This is a genomic window from Pantoea dispersa, assembly GCF_014155765.1.
In the GTDB taxonomy this organism is placed as follows: domain Bacteria; phylum Pseudomonadota; class Gammaproteobacteria; order Enterobacterales; family Enterobacteriaceae; genus Pantoea; species Pantoea dispersa.
In genome coordinates this window covers 1-14115 of record NZ_SCKT01000017.1, presented here as the reverse complement: position 1 = coordinate 14115, position 14115 = coordinate 1, and the positions used below count along the sequence as shown (strand labels likewise).

At 59.8% G+C, this 14115-nt stretch carries 18 protein-coding genes; 6 read left to right on the top strand and 12 right to left on the bottom strand.

The annotated features are described in order from the left end of the window. Positions 1-537, top strand: a 537-nt coding sequence (locus H7K56_RS22985) for a hypothetical protein (protein WP_220496638.1), incomplete at its 5' end; no start/stop codon positions are given. Positions 538-613: 76 nt separating this feature from the next. Here the strand turns inward: H7K56_RS22985 and H7K56_RS22980 are convergent. From H7K56_RS22980 to H7K56_RS22955, 6 genes are all read right to left on the bottom strand, one after another. Next, a complete protein-coding gene (locus H7K56_RS22980) occupies positions 614-1054 on the bottom strand; it encodes an antirestriction protein (RefSeq protein WP_125312004.1) in 441 nt (146 codons plus the stop codon). A 461-nt stretch (positions 1055-1515) separates the two neighbouring features. Next, positions 1516-1746, bottom strand: coding sequence for a YubE family protein (locus H7K56_RS22975; protein ID WP_071199900.1), 231 nt, complete (start codon positions 1744-1746; stop codon positions 1516-1518). Between the two features lie 34 nt (positions 1747-1780). Next, a complete protein-coding gene (locus H7K56_RS22970) occupies positions 1781-2425 on the bottom strand; it encodes a DNA methyltransferase (protein WP_071199901.1) in 645 nt (214 codons plus the stop codon). A gap of 327 nt (positions 2426-2752) precedes the next feature. After that, a complete protein-coding gene (locus H7K56_RS22965; protein WP_150361473.1) occupies positions 2753-3091 on the bottom strand; it encodes a hypothetical protein in 339 nt (112 codons plus the stop codon). Beyond that, positions 3088-3333, bottom strand: a complete 246-nt coding sequence (locus H7K56_RS22960) for a hypothetical protein (protein WP_249042756.1) — start codon at positions 3331-3333, stop codon at positions 3088-3090. The genes H7K56_RS22965 and H7K56_RS22960 overlap by 4 nt, the downstream gene beginning before the upstream one ends. A gap of 33 nt (positions 3334-3366) precedes the next feature. Next, on the bottom strand, positions 3367-4281 hold the full coding sequence (locus tag H7K56_RS22955) for a DUF1281 domain-containing protein (RefSeq protein WP_150361474.1): 915 nt from the start codon (positions 4279-4281) through the stop codon (positions 3367-3369). A gap of 441 nt (positions 4282-4722) precedes the next feature. Here H7K56_RS22955 and umuD point away from each other — a divergent pair, with 441 nt between their 5' ends. The 4 genes from umuD to H7K56_RS22935 all read left to right on the top strand — a co-directional run bounded on the left by umuD (position 4723) and on the right by H7K56_RS22935 (position 8211). Then, positions 4723-5196 (top strand): translesion error-prone DNA polymerase V autoproteolytic subunit, encoded by a 474-nt coding sequence (umuD, locus tag H7K56_RS22950; RefSeq protein ID WP_150361476.1) that lies wholly within the window; start codon positions 4723-4725, stop codon positions 5194-5196. Positions 5197-5205: 9 nt separating this feature from the next. Beyond that, positions 5206-6480: a translesion error-prone DNA polymerase V subunit UmuC gene (umuC, locus tag H7K56_RS22945; RefSeq protein ID WP_150361478.1), complete on the top strand. Its 1275-nt coding sequence runs from the start codon at positions 5206-5208 to the stop codon at positions 6478-6480. Positions 6481-6702: 222 nt separating this feature from the next. Further along, the gene (gene recA / locus H7K56_RS22940; protein WP_150059879.1) at positions 6703-7827 is read left to right on the top strand and encodes a recombinase RecA; all 1125 of its coding nucleotides are present in this window, start codon (positions 6703-6705) and stop codon (positions 7825-7827) included. A gap of 183 nt (positions 7828-8010) precedes the next feature. Further along, positions 8011-8211 (top strand): hypothetical protein, encoded by a 201-nt coding sequence (locus H7K56_RS22935; RefSeq protein ID WP_150059880.1) that lies wholly within the window; start codon positions 8011-8013, stop codon positions 8209-8211. Positions 8212-8591: 380 nt separating this feature from the next. On the opposite strand, the gene H7K56_RS22930 is transcribed toward H7K56_RS22935, so the two are convergent. From H7K56_RS22930 to H7K56_RS22915, 4 genes are all read right to left on the bottom strand, one after another. Beyond that, positions 8592-8828, bottom strand: coding sequence for a hypothetical protein (locus H7K56_RS22930; protein WP_088516909.1), 237 nt, complete (start codon positions 8826-8828; stop codon positions 8592-8594). A gap of 163 nt (positions 8829-8991) precedes the next feature. Further along, the gene (locus H7K56_RS22925) at positions 8992-9315 is read right to left on the bottom strand and encodes a YlcI/YnfO family protein (RefSeq protein WP_150059882.1); all 324 of its coding nucleotides are present in this window, start codon (positions 9313-9315) and stop codon (positions 8992-8994) included. A 433-nt stretch (positions 9316-9748) separates the two neighbouring features. Then, a complete protein-coding gene (locus H7K56_RS22920) occupies positions 9749-10393 on the bottom strand; it encodes a division plane positioning ATPase MipZ (protein ID WP_088516911.1) in 645 nt (214 codons plus the stop codon). Positions 10394-10559: 166 nt separating this feature from the next. Next, the gene (locus H7K56_RS22915; RefSeq protein WP_125311981.1) at positions 10560-11357 is read right to left on the bottom strand and encodes a tyrosine-type recombinase/integrase; all 798 of its coding nucleotides are present in this window, start codon (positions 11355-11357) and stop codon (positions 10560-10562) included. Between the two features lie 550 nt (positions 11358-11907). On the opposite strand from H7K56_RS22915, the gene H7K56_RS22910 reads away from it, so the two are divergent. Next, on the top strand, positions 11908-12789 hold the full coding sequence (locus tag H7K56_RS22910; protein ID WP_150059883.1) for an AbiJ-NTD4 domain-containing protein: 882 nt from the start codon (positions 11908-11910) through the stop codon (positions 12787-12789). Between the two features lie 127 nt (positions 12790-12916). Here the strand turns inward: H7K56_RS22910 and H7K56_RS22905 are convergent, their stop codons facing one another. Together H7K56_RS22905 and H7K56_RS22900 are read right to left on the bottom strand one after the other, a co-directional pair. Then, positions 12917-13375 (bottom strand): type II toxin-antitoxin system PemK/MazF family toxin, encoded by a 459-nt coding sequence (locus tag H7K56_RS22905; protein ID WP_150059884.1) that lies wholly within the window; start codon positions 13373-13375, stop codon positions 12917-12919. Positions 13376-13447: 72 nt separating this feature from the next. Then, positions 13448-14115 (bottom strand): DUF1173 family protein (locus H7K56_RS22900; protein ID WP_259395531.1); only part of this gene is annotated, 668 nt, incomplete at its 5' end.

The window sequence follows — 14115 nt, the reverse complement described above, 5'->3', positions numbered from 1 at the left end:
CCCTCCGCGCCTGGGCTGACCGGAACAGGCCCGCCGCGCGCGAAAACGGGCATGAACACACCCGACACGACGGAACGGCGTGGCGGCATTAAAGGGCGCAGCGCGCCCGGTGAACGCACCGGCGACAGCCGGTTGCAGCCGTTGAACCTGGACATCAGACCGAAACCGCTTGCGGACGAAACCCGCAGGGGTTCGGTGGCGCTTGGCGGCTTGCCGCTTAGCGACATAGGGCTCGACGACCCGGCTTGCCGGGGAGCCGAAGGTGGCCCGAAGTCGGGCTTTCTGGTTTGCTTTCTGACTGAATCAACAAACGAAAACGGCAGCCGGTTCGTGAAAAACCTGGCTCAGAAACCCCGTTCGATGCATAAAAACCGGCATAACCGCATCGTTAACGCCGTTTTAAAGACTGACCAGAGGATGCGGAAAGCGGCGCCGGCAGGCGCGCGCTTCGCGCAGGCCGCCGGAGGCGGCAGGGGCTTTTCGCGGCCGGAATGGGACGCGGGCTTCCCTGCCCTGTTCCGCACGTTTACGGATTAATGGCCTCCCAGGCTCGAATGCACGCTTCTTCAATGGCGCGTGGACATTGCAGGGGGCGGCCCCGCCGCCCCGTGGGTTATCCGTTCAGGGCGCAGAAAACGGCGGCGGCTTCGGGATGGGTTTTCACAAATTCCATCAGCTGGCGGTGGCGCTGGCAGAAATGCGCGCACAGTTCCCCGTCGTCGTGACGGTCGTAGAGCCAGCTGCGGTGGTTGAGTACCAGCGCCGTGATGATGATCCCCGCTGCGTCGGCGCTGATTTCCAGTTCTGTCCAGTGATAAGGGTTTGAATACATGTAGCGTTCTTCCCCTTCGGGCTTCATGTAGCCCCCGCCCCCCGGTAGTTGTACGAAGTCCCACACCGTGCCGTCATAGTTGGCCAGATAGCGACTGGCATAGAGGTACACGTTGTTTTCAGCCTGCGCGTAGTCGTGGCCAAACAGGGAAGGCAGAAAACGCAGGTTCACAAAATCTGCCAGGACAGACGCTGGCGGGTAAACGTGGGGTTGTGTGTTCATCAGACATCTCCGCAGTCAATGGGGATTACAGTTCCGGCCTGTGCCGTGCCTGAATGACAGCCCGACGAAAAGCGGAGTGATCAGGAGCGACGACGAGGCCGCAGCGCAAGCGAGCGGAGCCGTGATTACGCACGGCGCTGACGCGAATACTGAGCGGAAGCGCGACGGGAGTAAGCGCGGCGGAGGGAGTGCGAACGGGGGAGGCGGCGAGCGAAGCGATCTCTTGATCACGAAGCGGTCGGGCTAAAGTGAAGGCACGGCACCGGCCGCAGACCGCACGGACCGGGTTTTCTGCCCTGTCCCGCCGCCAGGCGGCACAAAGCGGCGCGCAGCAACATCCTCATTGCCTGTTGTCCACAGCCCGGGTGGATATCCGGTCCGTAACCCTGTGGACAAACGCGCAACGGCGGCAGTATCCGCGATATAATAAAGAGTGGTCACAAAATAACCACTCCGGTATATCAGTTCAGGTGACTGCGCATCAGGGCGGCCCGCCGGTAAAGCTCAAGGAGCTGCAAATCCATGTCCTCAATCAGGACGCCCGCCATTTTCTGCGCCGGCGAGGCGCCGCGATAAAGGTTGCGCTTTACCATATCCCGCAGCCGCAAATGAAACTCGTAAAGCGATTCCTCCAGGTCGTTCACGTCGTCGGTGAGCTGAGTCAGTTCTGTATTCAGTGTCGGCTCTGTCATGGTGCTGTCCTTCTGGTCCGGTTAAGGGTAAAAATCAGGCGGCCCGGGCGGCGCGCAGTTCGCCGAGACGCCGCAGGCCGGCGGCGTGGTACTGCTCCAGCAGTTCGATCCCAATCCAGCGCCGGCCGCACTGATCCGCGGCAACGCAGGTCGAACCTGATCCAGCAAACGGGTCTAACACCAGGTCGCCGGGCTTCGTGAAGGTTTCGATGAGCGGCTGCAGCACGCTTACCGGCTTTTCGGTCGGGTGGTGGCGGTTGCCCGTGTACTGCCAGGGCATCACATCCGGTAATGGCTTAGCCGGCAGCGCCGGACGTCCTTTGGCCAGCAGGTAGGCGCTCTCGTGCTGATAGCCGACGAAAGCGGACTTCGAGGCGTAAGGCTTGGTGAAAACCAGGTGGCCGACGACGCGGAACCCCGCCGCCTTCCAGGCCTGCATGAAGACATCCACGCGGTTCCAGCCGTAGAAACTCACCGCCAGGCTGTTGTTTTTCAGCACGCGAAACATCTGCCGGCTCGCCGGCAGCACCCACTCATCGTTAACGTCGTTGGCAATCGAACGGCCGGACCGGTCCTTAAAGCCGACGAGATACGGCGGATCGGTAAGAATGAAATCGATGCTGTTATCCGGAAAGCCGGCCATGATCTCTACGCTGTCGCCACGCATGAATCGGGACATAGTTATGCTCCTCAGTGTCGGGGGGCACCCCTGTGGTGCCGTGACCACCACAAAGACGGGCGAAAAGCGGAGCAGGCAGGGGCGACACCGGAAGCCGCACGCGCCGCCGGAGCGGACTGAATGTCCCGCGCACGGCGGGGAACGGGTGAGGATGGCGGCGAAGCTTCCCTTGCAGGCGAAGCGGCCCGGCTACCGTGAGGGCACGGCACTTTGCATCTGCCGGTTTCCGGCCAGAGGACGGGAAGCGGCAAAAGAGGCGGAGCGAAGCGACATCCTTATCGTCAACTTAAGGGATGCCGCCGGTCGGGGCGGCATCAGGTGAAAATATCAGGTCCGGTGATCTTCCCACCGGCAGTCGCTGCGGTCACAGATGACGGGTGCATCCGGCGAACCGCTCATTCTCCACTCACCGAGGAACCGCAGCCCAGCCAGCGTCTCTGCCTCACGATTATCGGGCAGAACGATGCTTTTGAGCCAGATGCTGCCCCGGTCAAACTGCCAGTAGCATCCCTGCGAGCAAACGGGACGTTCCGGTGGCCACCAGTTTTCGCCCATCCGTTCGCACGCGGCTTCGGCCAGCGTAAAGTCCTGCCCGCTGAGCAGCATGTGGTATTCGTGTGAGGTGCTGCCCACCTCCTCCTGATAACTGACCAGCCAGACATTCATTCTGCCTCCCTCCGGGCCTTCACGGTTTCTGCGCAATCGTGCATAAATCCCCAGCTGAGGCTGATGTCAGCATCCAGCGTCCTGTCCGCCAGTTCGATCGCTGCCGTCACTTCATGTGGTGAGAGTTCTGAGTCTATGTCCTCAAAATCGTCCGCCATCCAGATGTGGGCCACGCATGGCGTGTCCGGGGCAAATCCCGACAGGCTGGCCATCAGGCCCGCAAGAGTAAGTTCTCTTTTCATGGTGCTCACGGCGGGTTTCCCCGCCGCCTCCTGTCATCCGCCGTAATGCCCGACGTTGTTCACAATCCATTCCGGCCCGGTCACGCAGGCGTAACCGTCCTCTTCATCCCACTCCAGCGCGCTGCTCATGCTGTCCGTCAGCAGGCCGTCGGCATACGCGTCGTAGCCGCAGAAGTCGCAGCCGCTTTCGGCGTACCAGTGCCCGATGGCCACACCGAACAGCCCACTGAGGGCCGCAAATACGCGACCATCCGGGGGAGACCAGGGGGTGTCAAAGTCCACCTCCAGAAAATCCGGCCCGTCGTCAGTCACTTCAGGCGCGTAATCGCAGGGCAACTTCACGCCGTACCGGCCGAGGTAGAACCCGTAACCTTCCGGCACATCAGCCAGCAGCCCGCCGTTGAAGCCGTTGATTTCCACGTCGAGGCGCGTCGGCAGCAGCAGGCGCATGTCAAACTGCGCTGCGCCTTCACCGTCATCATCACTGCATATCCGGTTCCAGCATTCGCTGAGGCCTGGCCCGCTCAGGCCCGCCCAGTCAGAGTGCTTTTTCCGCCAGATTTCGGCCATCACCGCCTGCGCGTCCCTGTCCAGCGAGTCCCACGTCCGGCTGCTGAGGCCGGAGGCCAGCCACAGGTCGTGCAGCCGGTCGCAGTTTTCCTCCGTCAGGTTCACGCCGTCACGCAGCTGCATGAGCCACGCTGTAAACGCGGCGTTTTCCGGGGTGTGTTCTCCCTGCCCCACCGCAGTCAGCGCCGGATAAGGCGCATACGTGTCGTCCGTTACCGGCCGCAGCAGCCCGGCGCAGCCCGCCAGAAACAGCTGGATGCCCTGCCCTTCCGCACACGCCCAGAGAGGGCGCACCTCTCCCCGCATCAGCGCCCGCACCTTACTCACATTCTCCGCCAGGCCGGTCACCCGCAGCCTGTTTGCACACCAGTTCGGCATAATCACTCCTGAGTTAACGGTTTCACGGCTCCTGCGCCGTGACGACACAGCAGCCGGGCCGCGAGCGGACAGGGCAACGGGCGAGGGAGGAAGCCGCACGCGCCGCCGGAGCGGACTGAACGTCCCGCGCACGGCGGGGAACGGGTGACGACGGAGGTGAAACGAACCCTTGACCGGGAAGCGCCCCGGCTAACGTGAAGTCACGGCGCCATCCGGGGGCGGTGACGGTTTTCCGGTCCGGCGCGCCAGCGCCCCCCCGGCGTCAGGCACCGCCGGCACGCCGGAAACAGCGGAGCGAAGCGACACCCTTTAGCTTCGCCGGAGAAAACAAAATCCGGCGGGGTATCAGGCACCTGAGGGCAGATGCCCGGGCAGAACTTGCAGACGTGCTGCAGATATCTGATGCTGTATATAAACACAGCATTCATTCATGAGGCCCTGATGAAGCGTTTCCCTGCACCGGTACCGAACAGCGGACATAACGGCGGTCCCCTGGCGCTGCTGCGCCCGGTCACCGACCGCGCACCGCTGGCCATTCCGTTTTTTTCCGACGCCTGTGCGGCCGGATTTCCTTCGCCGGCCGCCGACTACGTTGAGGACGCACTCGACCTCAATGAACTGTGCATTCTCCGCCCCGCCGCCACGTTTTTCGTGCGCGCCAGCGGCAGCAGCATGCAGGACTTCGGGCTCTGCGACGGGGACGTCATGGTGGTTGACCGGGCCGAAACGGTGCAGGAGGGGGATATCGTCATTGCGGAGGTGGACGGTGAGTTCACCGTGAAGCGCCTGCGGCTCACCCCCCGTCCGGCACTGGTTCCGATGAACCCGGCCTACCCGGTGATTTACCCGGACGAGCTCCGGCTGATGGGCGTGGTGACCTGGTTCTTCCACGGCACCCGCTCCCGGGGGCGCTGAGCCGTGGCCATGTTTGCGCTGGTCGACGCCAACAGCTTTTACGTCAGCTGTGAGCTGCTGTTCAGCCCGGACCTGCGCGGCCAGCCGGCCGTGGTGCTCAGTAATAACGACGGCTGCGTGATCGCAAGAAACGCCGCCGCAAAGGCCCTGGGCATAAAAATGGCGGTGCCGTGGTTTCAGATACGCACGCAGGACTTTCCAAAAAAAGTGCACGTCTTCAGTTCAAACTACGCACTGTACGCGGATCTCAGCGACAGAATGCACCGCACCCTTGAGTCGCTGGCGCCGCGCGCAGAGGTGTACTCCATCGACGAGTGCTTTCTGGACCTGACCGGGCTGGACGTACTCACGGATTTTGAGGACTACGGCCGCCACGTGCGCGCCCGGGTGCTGGCCACCACCGGGCTGGTCACGGGCTGCGGTATCGGCCCCAGCAAAACGCTGGCCAAGAGCGCCCAGTGGGCAGGCAAGGAGTGGCCGCAGTTTGGCGGCGTGCTGGCCATCACCACCCGGGCGCGGGCGGAGAAGATGCTTGCCCGCCAGCCCGTGGAGGAGGTCTGGGGCGTGGGCCGGCGCATCGCGAAGCGCCTGAACGGCATGGGCATCGACACCGCCCTGCAGCTGGCGCAGGCCAGCCCCGCGATGATGCGCAAAAACTTTTCCGTGGTGCTGGAGCGCACCGTGCGCGAGCTCAACGGCGAGGCCTGCATTCCCCTGGAGGAGATGCCGCCCGCAAAGCAGCAGATAGTCTGCAGCCGCTCGTTCGGGGAGCGGGTCACGGAGTACGGCGCCATGCGGGCATCCGTGTGTCAGCACGCGGAGCGCGCGGCGGAGAAACTCCGGGGGGAGCGCCAGTACTGCCGCCGCGTGGGCGTGTTCGTGCGCACCTCGCCTCACGCGCAGGGAGAGATTTTTTACGGCAACCAGGCGGGCGAAACCCTGCCGCGGCCCACGCAGGACACGCGGGACATCGTGAAGGCGGCGCTGCGCGCGCTGGACCGCATCTGGCTGGACGGCCGGCGCTACATGAAGGCCGGCGTCATGCTGGACGACTTTACCCCGCACGGGGTGAGCCAGCTGAACCTGTTTGAAGAAGACGGCCCCCGCCCGCACAGCGCCGCGCTGATGGCGGCAGTGGACCACATTAACCACACGGGTAAGGGCCGCGTGTGGTTTGCCGGAAGGGGAACGGACAGCGGAGCCGGCTGGCAGATGAAGCGCGACATGCTGTCGCCGGCGTGGACCACACGCTGGTCAGACATCCCGGTGGCCCGCGTGCGCTGAGGCAGGCCGGGTCCGCACCCGGTCTGTTTAACGTTTTAAAAAAGAAAAAATGACACCTTATTGTGCGTGAGCAGACGTCCCTGCGACGCCACCGGAAAAATGGCGACTGTGGGTAAGCGGTTGGCAGCGTGTTCATGCTGTCAACGGCTTATCCACACGAGGCACCGCGCCGGGCTGACCGCCCTGCCGGCACGACATGCATTGCGTTCTGAGGAGGTATTCATGACGGAGAAGAAACTGATAAAACCCGCCGCCCCGAAGGCGGTAAAGCCCGCCACGCAGGACGAGCGCGCCAGGGCGCTGGCCGCCGCGATGGCGCAGATTGAAAAGCAGTTCGGTAAAGGCGCCATCATGCGACTGGGCGACGACCGCAGCCTCGACGTGGCGCTGCAGCCCACCGGCATTATGGGGCTGGATATCGCCACGGGGGGCGGGCTCCCTTACGGGCGCATCTGTGAAATCTACGGTCCGGAAGCGTCGGGCAAGACCACGCTGGCGCTCTACGCCATCGCGGCCGCGCAGCGCGCCGGCAGACAGTGCGCCTTCATTGACGCCGAGCACGCCCTCGACCCGAAGCGGGCGGCGGCGCTGGGCGTGGACACCGACAGCCTGCTGATTTCCCAGCCGGACACCGGCGAGCAGGCGCTGGAAATCACCGACGCCCTGGTCCGCTCCGGCGCCGTCAGCGTCATCGTGGTGGACTCGGTGGCGGCGCTGGTGCCTAAGGCCGAGATTGAGGGGGAAATCGGCGACGCCCACGTTGGCCTGCAGGCGCGCATGATGAGCCAGGCCATGCGCAAACTGAAGGGCAACATCGGCACCTCACAGGCGCTGGTCATCTTCATCAACCAGCTGCGCATGAAGATTGGCGTGATGTTCGGTAACCCGGAGACCACCACCGGTGGTAATGCGCTGAAGTTTTACGCCTCGGTGCGCCTTGATGTCCGCGCCTTCGGCAACATAAAGGAAGGTGACGCCGTCATCGGTAAGGATATCCGGGTGAAGGTGGTCAAGAACAAGGTTGCCCCGCCGTTCCGCCAGGCAGAATTCCGGCTGCTGTTCGGTCAGGGCGTGGACTTCTCCGGCAACGTGCTGGACCTGGCGGTGGACGCGAAAATCGTGACGAAGACCGGCGCGTGGTATGCGTACGGCAATGATAAGCTCGGTAACGGCCGTAAAGCGGCAGTGGAGTACCTCGGCGCCACGCCGGCGCTGCTGGCTGACATCACGGACCGGGTGCGCGCGCACTACCTCAGCCCGGATCGCCCTGCCCTGCCTGCGCATACGCCTTCCCCGTCGGTGAGCGGAACGGATGCAGAAGATGACTTTAACCCAGAGAATGACTGAACAGCCGGTCCGTTACGCTGCCCGGTCAGCCATTTTACCCCGGCGTCAGGCGTTTTCAGTTATCCTGCTCCGTACGGGGTACCGTGCCCTGAACGACCCACCGGAGATTCAGGCGGCCCGTCTGCTTACCTTTATCAGCTGTGATAAGGTTGTGACGACTGAACAACCGCGGAGCAGAAAGCTATGAATACAAAAATGCTGGCAGAGTGGCTCAGAGATATAGCCCGTCATATCGAAGAAGACAGCCCGCTGATAAGGGATGTCGGTGTGGACGATGCCGTTTCAGAAGAAGGACTGGCAAGGAAGATCATCACCATCACGTTCAATGCGCCGGGACGCAGTTCGCCCCCTGATGGTGATCGCAGCGGTATTCACCGGCACTGAACGCTGCGCCGGTTTTATGGACGACCGGGCCTTTCAGGTCAATAACCGGGGTATACTGATAACTTCATTGATCGGGCGCTCAGGCAGAGGGATTGTTTTGTTCCTGTCGCCCGGTCACTCAGGGAAACCGGTGCCAGAACTCATCCACAATATACAGGGGTCTGCCGGGTTGCTTACCGCGGAAGTATCGACCACGAGGCAGCCTGTCATTGCGTGAAAGCTGACGGATCCAGTCTTCAAACGCAGGACGCCGCCTGCGCATCCTGCCCTTAAACATGTCGGCTGACTGCGTAAACGTTGACAGCTTTATCCCATGTTCACGCGCCTGCTGCAGTAATTTTTGCATTTCCACCTCTGCACCTCCGTTTTTTCTGTGTTCTTCAGCGTGAGCTGTTTTTCTTCCAGGTAGCATTGGCCATGAACGCCGCGCGCGACACGCAGGCGCCCCACAGCAGCTGCAGGCCGATTTTGACCAGTTCGCTGGCATGCGGCAGGAAGAAGAGCGGCACGATAAAAACCGCACTCAGCAGAAACCCCCACTCGGCGATATTTTTTTGTTCAGCATCGCTGAGCTTTTTGAGGCCCAGAAAGCCCCCGGTAAAATGCGATATTCTCACCCGGACACTCCATTCAACGAAAAAACGACACAGCGTAAATACAAAAACTGATTTACACTGTACATACACATACGTCTTTACAATGTAAAAACAAAATCTGTTAATCAACCCGGAGTGTACTCATTACGCCCATACCGGGTAGTGATAATCAGGGTTCCGCATGTCAGTATTTCGGTGCTTCAAGCAACCAGCGGTTTTTCTCGTTCTGGTCCATGCTGGTACAGTAAGCCAGTAAAGCGGCCTTCAGAATGGTTGTCTTGTTCTGACCGGTGGCCTGCGCCTCCTCATCCAGCATGTCAATGATACCCGTCGGCAGCCGGAAATTGGTCGGCTGCGTCCCTGTTGATGGACGGCTGTCGCCCTGTCTGATAAAGCGGGCTGTGCTGCCCTTTGCTGAAACCTGCGGCTCCGGAGCCAGCCGGTCAGCTGCCAGAGCCGGGGCCGGGGCCGGCGATGTGGATTTCAGGGGGGTTTTTAACTTAACCATGTAAATCTCCAGAAAATTACATTGTACATACACCGTACATGCATTGTATCGACAACAAAAGCGTTTCAATTATGTCTGTCATGCATAAGCGCCACCGCAGCCCACAGGATGAGCCGCCCGGCAGGAACCGGGAGGAGGAAGCTGGCCAACGCAACCGAAACTCACGCTGCGCAGTCCGCATGAGTTCACTTCCGCCCATGTCCGTGGTGTATTGCGCCTTTCGCCGCGCATGTTCTGCATACCTCTGGCGATGAGCACAACTCCCGTGGTGATGAAGTCTTCCTGCTCTGAAAAGCGATGCTACGCGCATAACGCCAGCCAGAAGCAGCGCCGGAATGAGCGTCAGCGGATGATGAAGAAGTCCATCGCTCAGAACGGTTCCTCACTCCGGATGATGTAAATACATTGTAGATAATTCGTAATTACATCAGCATTACAGGCCGATTTCGTCAGCAAGCAGCTCGATCAGCGCCCTTGCTTTAGTCAGGCTGCTGGCGCTGCTCACGTCGTGGACGCCGGCGCCCAGGTTAAACGCGGATTCAAAAACGTCGAGCTGGTTAATCCAGGTGCGCAGCGCCGGGATCCAGTTCGGGTCTTCGCTGAGAGAGCGCGTGAGTTCGATGGCGTCCGTGGCTTTTGGCTTGCACCGGTTGAAAAGAAAATATCCCTTCAGCGAGGGATTCTCGTTCGCCTGAACGTAGCGGACCATCTCGTTGACCTTGTTCATGTTGTCAACCTCCCCCTGCGAGGACGGCCTGACCGGGGAAAGCAGCACGTCAGCGGCCGTCAGCGCGCTGCGGAACTCCATGCTGTCGTGACCGGCCGTGTCGACAAGGACTATGTCGGACATTTTCTGCAGGCGCTTCATCTCACGCGAAATGTCGCCCCAGGCTGAATGGAGCGGACACATCGGCAGGCCGGCCTCTTCGCGGCGGGAAAAGAAATCGGCCAGCTCGTCGTTTTTGTCCGCACGCAGCACGGTCACGCTTTTCCCCCGCGACAGCAGCAGCGATGCGAGATTTGCAATCAGTGTTGTCTTACCCACGCCGCCTTTTGGCGATCCCATCATGATAATCATTTTTTCCTCCCGAGTGACACACCACAACGTATATACAGTGCAATTACTTTTATGTATTTACGAAGTAAAGATAAGAGACGTTATAAACGAGAGGTCTGGTAAAGTCAAAGCAATTACACTGTAAATACAAAAATGTATTTACAGTGTAATTGTACCATTAAGAACATCAGGGGCGCAGCAGTCCGGCTGCCTCGCTGGGATCCATTCCGAAGCTGACCTGCCGGCTGCCCGCCGCCGCCGCTTCCATGTGCAGTACGCGGATGTAAATCTGCGTGTTCCGGAAGTCCGCGTGCCCGAGCCAGCCCTGAAGCACGGTCGGCATAATGCCGCAGTACAGGAGATGCATGGCATAGCTGTGCCGGAGCGTGTGCGGGGTAGGGTTTGGCAGTGAAAGCGACAGCCCCTGCCCGGCGATCCGGGACACCGCATCGCTCAGCCAGTTCCGCGCCGTATCGTCCGTGACCGGCCGGCCGCCGCGTCCTTCCCAGACCGGCCGGCGTCGGTTGGGGCAGAAGGTGGTGAGGTGGTCGCGCAGCCGCGATACAAAGCCCGCGTCGAGCAGGGGCACACGCCGCTGCGCGCCGGGCGGCGGCTTACCGGGTCTGGGATTGCGCTGCCGCTTGAGCGTCACGAGCCGGACGTGAGGGCGGACGCTGTCCAGCACGATATCATCCGGCCGGATGGCCAGCGCCTCGTTGATGCGTGCCCCGGTGTTCCAGATAAACTCAAACAGCATCCGCCGGTGCAGGTCCGGAACGGCCGCGAGCAGGACCGCCACCTCCGGCGCCAGCAGGTAGCGGGGCAGGCTGTCGTCACCGGCCAGCTCGCGCCGCACGGCGAGCGCCAGCCGGTAGTCGATGACCGGGGAGATGGCGCTGTGTGAATTCTGGGAAACCGGACGGGGTAATGTGCCCGGATTTTCACGTAGAAGCGTCTGCGCGTTTTCTGGGTATGGCGAGTGCATGTGGGCCCCCGGCGGTGAATGATGATCGCTATGATAAGGCAGGGGAGTGATGAAGTCCCGCGCGGTAATTCTCCCGGCGCCCTGCGTAAATTCGGTTATTTATACAATATTAGCCAGATAGCCGAAGATGTGGCGATTGTCGCAAACACTGCTTCTTCCGGCGCCGGGTCGCCCGCCGCAATATGCTGTGGTTTTTAACGTGTGCTCGCCTGGATGATGGGGTTGGGCCGTGACACGAGGACATTCGGCTTTCTACCTGAAAAACCGAACTGGATTGTGATAGCCTCACTGGTAAAAGTAAGCCGGTGCTGCAGCTCTGAGAACGGATCGGACCGACACCAAACAGCCATGCCGTCAGCTGATAACAGGTGGTGCGGGCTTTAGCGCAGACAGAGAGAGGGTGAAATCGGGGCACTCTTTATTTTATAAAGTTCGGACGGGCTGTCAGAACGGAAATAACCCGCAGGATTTGCAGAGAACTGAGTGGCATAATCCCTGTTAATTTCTTTGCCGCCTGCTTATGAAGCCGGTACCTCTACAGGAATCCAGAATGAAATTCTCACACCGTCATGGATATGATCCGGAGTTCATAAATAAGACATTCCGGGATGACGCACCCAGATGGGTAAGAAAACAGTATTTTAAAAATATTCTGGAAAGGCTCGTATGTGATGCCATGTCCCAAGCATCGCAAAATAAGCCTATTCCTGTTTATGACCTTATTAATGAGATACTCGTCATGGTGGATGAGGAGCCTGATGACTATTACCTTAGTCATACTCCGGCGATTGAAGTTCTCCGTAACCTGGTGATGAATATACCCTGGTTCCGTTTTTACGATACTGTAGAAACGGTGGCCGAGAGGATAATTTATATAGATGAAGAGGACAACTTTTCGCAAAGCAGGAAAAACGAGTCCGTTTCTTTTTCAGCTTACCGCCAGAGAGTGAATGAACTTTTCTCAGAATATAATATCGACTGGAAAATGAATGAGTCAGGTCAGCTGGAACTCCCTCTGCCGCCATTTCTTGAAGAGAAAGTAAAAAGTACAGAGGAAAGGCTTGCAGACGAGTTCAGGCCGGCGAGAGCACACTTTGCCAAAGCCCGCGCCTTCGCGCTGGGCTCGCACCGGGATGCTGAAAATTCCATTAAAGAGTCCATAAGCGCGATTGAGAGCATATGTAAGACGTTTTACCCGGATGCGTCAACGCTGGGAGATGCTCTGAAGATGATGAGGAAGGACGGCAGCGTTTCGCCCATGCTCATAACCATCGTAGAAAAGTTTTACGCCTACGCTAACGCAGAGCCAGCGGTAAGGCACGGAAGTAATAAAGACTCCGCTGTTCTGGAGTATGACGCAGAGCTGGCCCTTCATTTTGCCGCGGCATTTATCAGAACACTGATCGTCCGCAGGAAAGATACAAAGAGCTAGCAGGATGCCAGAAAGGCAAAAACCCAGCTTATTGGCTGGGTTTTGCAGGTCCCTCACAGGGGAGAAAACTTAAGGGCCTCGATGGGCTACGGGTTAATTATCCCTGAAACTGACGCTGACGTCAACTTCATGGCAGTTCTTTAAGCATCCAGGATGCGTTAATCGATTTGATGACAGCTTTCTGAACCTCCGCGACAAGTTCACGAGACAGGCACTGGTTCAGATAGCCTCTGTCAGTTCTGGCGCGGTTAAGCCGGTAGCGGCTGACCTGCTGGACCAGATCTGCTTTAGCCCACCGGGTACGCTGAGAGAAGAAGCGGCATTCCTCAATCACGGCTTCCCCAATCTCTACGTGCATACCCCGATGCAGCTTATCCCGATCGCATGTTGAAGAGAGTGGAACGATGATGCAGGCATTTCCGTTTATCTTACCGTTCAGAACAACAACCAAGCGGTTCTTGACCATTTCCGGTGGCAGGTGGCCATCCCAAAAGGTAGTCACCGGTTTTCCATCTGCTCCCAGAGGATAGCTCCCGAAATTACATTCCAGGATTTCACCAACTTTTGGACTGAAATTTATCGGCACACCTCTTCCCCTAATCAATTTTGCAGCGTGAATATTTTTTTTCTAAAGAGTAGTATTTTATAAGATAACCAATCAAAGCGACTCAACCATGCCCTCATAGCGGGAGTCCAGCGGAATATAGCGCGGACTGACGGTCATCAGCGCCACGTCGATAACCCTGCAGCTGCTTCGCGGCACGTTACGGCCATCTTTACGTATAAAGGCGGTCTCCGGCGGCTCGGTTTCGCAGATAATCACCACCCGGGCGCCGCTGCGCCAGTCGCTCAGCTCACGACTAAAGCTCCGGGCGAGACGGTCCCTGATATCGTCAGGCAGGTCCAGCGCCGGAAAGCCGGCAAACAGCCCCAGCGGAAGCGTGTACTGCAGCCGTTCATCGGCCGCGTCGCTCCAGGCGGCCAGCTGAGAAACAAAAATCAGGCGGCGTGAGGCGCTGGCGGCGTCCTTCGCAGTCTGCCGGTTCTGCGCAGCCTGCAGCGAATCCTTCATGGCCATCAGCATCAGCGACTGCTGCAGCGTACTCCGGCCGATGCGGATGCGCGCGGCAGTCTCATTCAGGCGCCAGCTCACCCAGCCCGGCGAGCGTTTCTTTTTATCGAATTCAGGATGCCAGACGTTGATGCCGGACTGCTCCCAGAGCAGGTGCAGCAGCCCCGGCAGGCGCATCGAGGGCTGCCGGCGCCGCCTCCCCGCTCCGGCACCGGCCGGAGGCGCATCACGGGTTTTATCAGGAACGTCTTTCT

Bases quoted from the DNA above. Each gene is read 5' to 3' on its own strand.
- H7K56_RS22980 (WP_125312004.1), bottom strand. From the start codon at position 1,054: ATGAACACACAACCCCACGTTTACCCGCCAGCGTCTGTCCTGGCAGAT.
- H7K56_RS22975 (WP_071199900.1), bottom strand. From the start codon at position 1,746: ATGACAGAGCCGACACTGAATACAGAACTGACTCAGCTCACCGACGAC.
- H7K56_RS22970 (WP_071199901.1), bottom strand. From the start codon at position 2,425: ATGTCCCGATTCATGCGTGGCGACAGCGTAGAGATCATGGCCGGCTTT.
- H7K56_RS22965 (WP_150361473.1), bottom strand. From the start codon at position 3,091: ATGAATGTCTGGCTGGTCAGTTATCAGGAGGAGGTGGGCAGCACCTCA.
- H7K56_RS22960 (WP_249042756.1), bottom strand. From the start codon at position 3,333: ATGAAAAGAGAACTTACTCTTGCGGGCCTGATGGCCAGCCTGTCGGGA.
- H7K56_RS22955 (WP_150361474.1), bottom strand. From the start codon at position 4,281: ATGCCGAACTGGTGTGCAAACAGGCTGCGGGTGACCGGCCTGGCGGAG.
- umuD (WP_150361476.1), top strand. From the start codon at position 4,723: ATGAAGCGTTTCCCTGCACCGGTACCGAACAGCGGACATAACGGCGGT.
- umuC (WP_150361478.1), top strand. From the start codon at position 5,206: ATGTTTGCGCTGGTCGACGCCAACAGCTTTTACGTCAGCTGTGAGCTG.
- recA (WP_150059879.1), top strand. From the start codon at position 6,703: ATGACGGAGAAGAAACTGATAAAACCCGCCGCCCCGAAGGCGGTAAAG.
- H7K56_RS22935 (WP_150059880.1), top strand. From the start codon at position 8,011: ATGAATACAAAAATGCTGGCAGAGTGGCTCAGAGATATAGCCCGTCAT.
- H7K56_RS22925 (WP_150059882.1), bottom strand. From the start codon at position 9,315: ATGGTTAAGTTAAAAACCCCCCTGAAATCCACATCGCCGGCCCCGGCC.
- H7K56_RS22920 (WP_088516911.1), bottom strand. From the start codon at position 10,393: ATGATTATCATGATGGGATCGCCAAAAGGCGGCGTGGGTAAGACAACA.
- H7K56_RS22915 (WP_125311981.1), bottom strand. From the start codon at position 11,357: ATGCACTCGCCATACCCAGAAAACGCGCAGACGCTTCTACGTGAAAAT.
- H7K56_RS22910 (WP_150059883.1), top strand. From the start codon at position 11,908: ATGAAATTCTCACACCGTCATGGATATGATCCGGAGTTCATAAATAAG.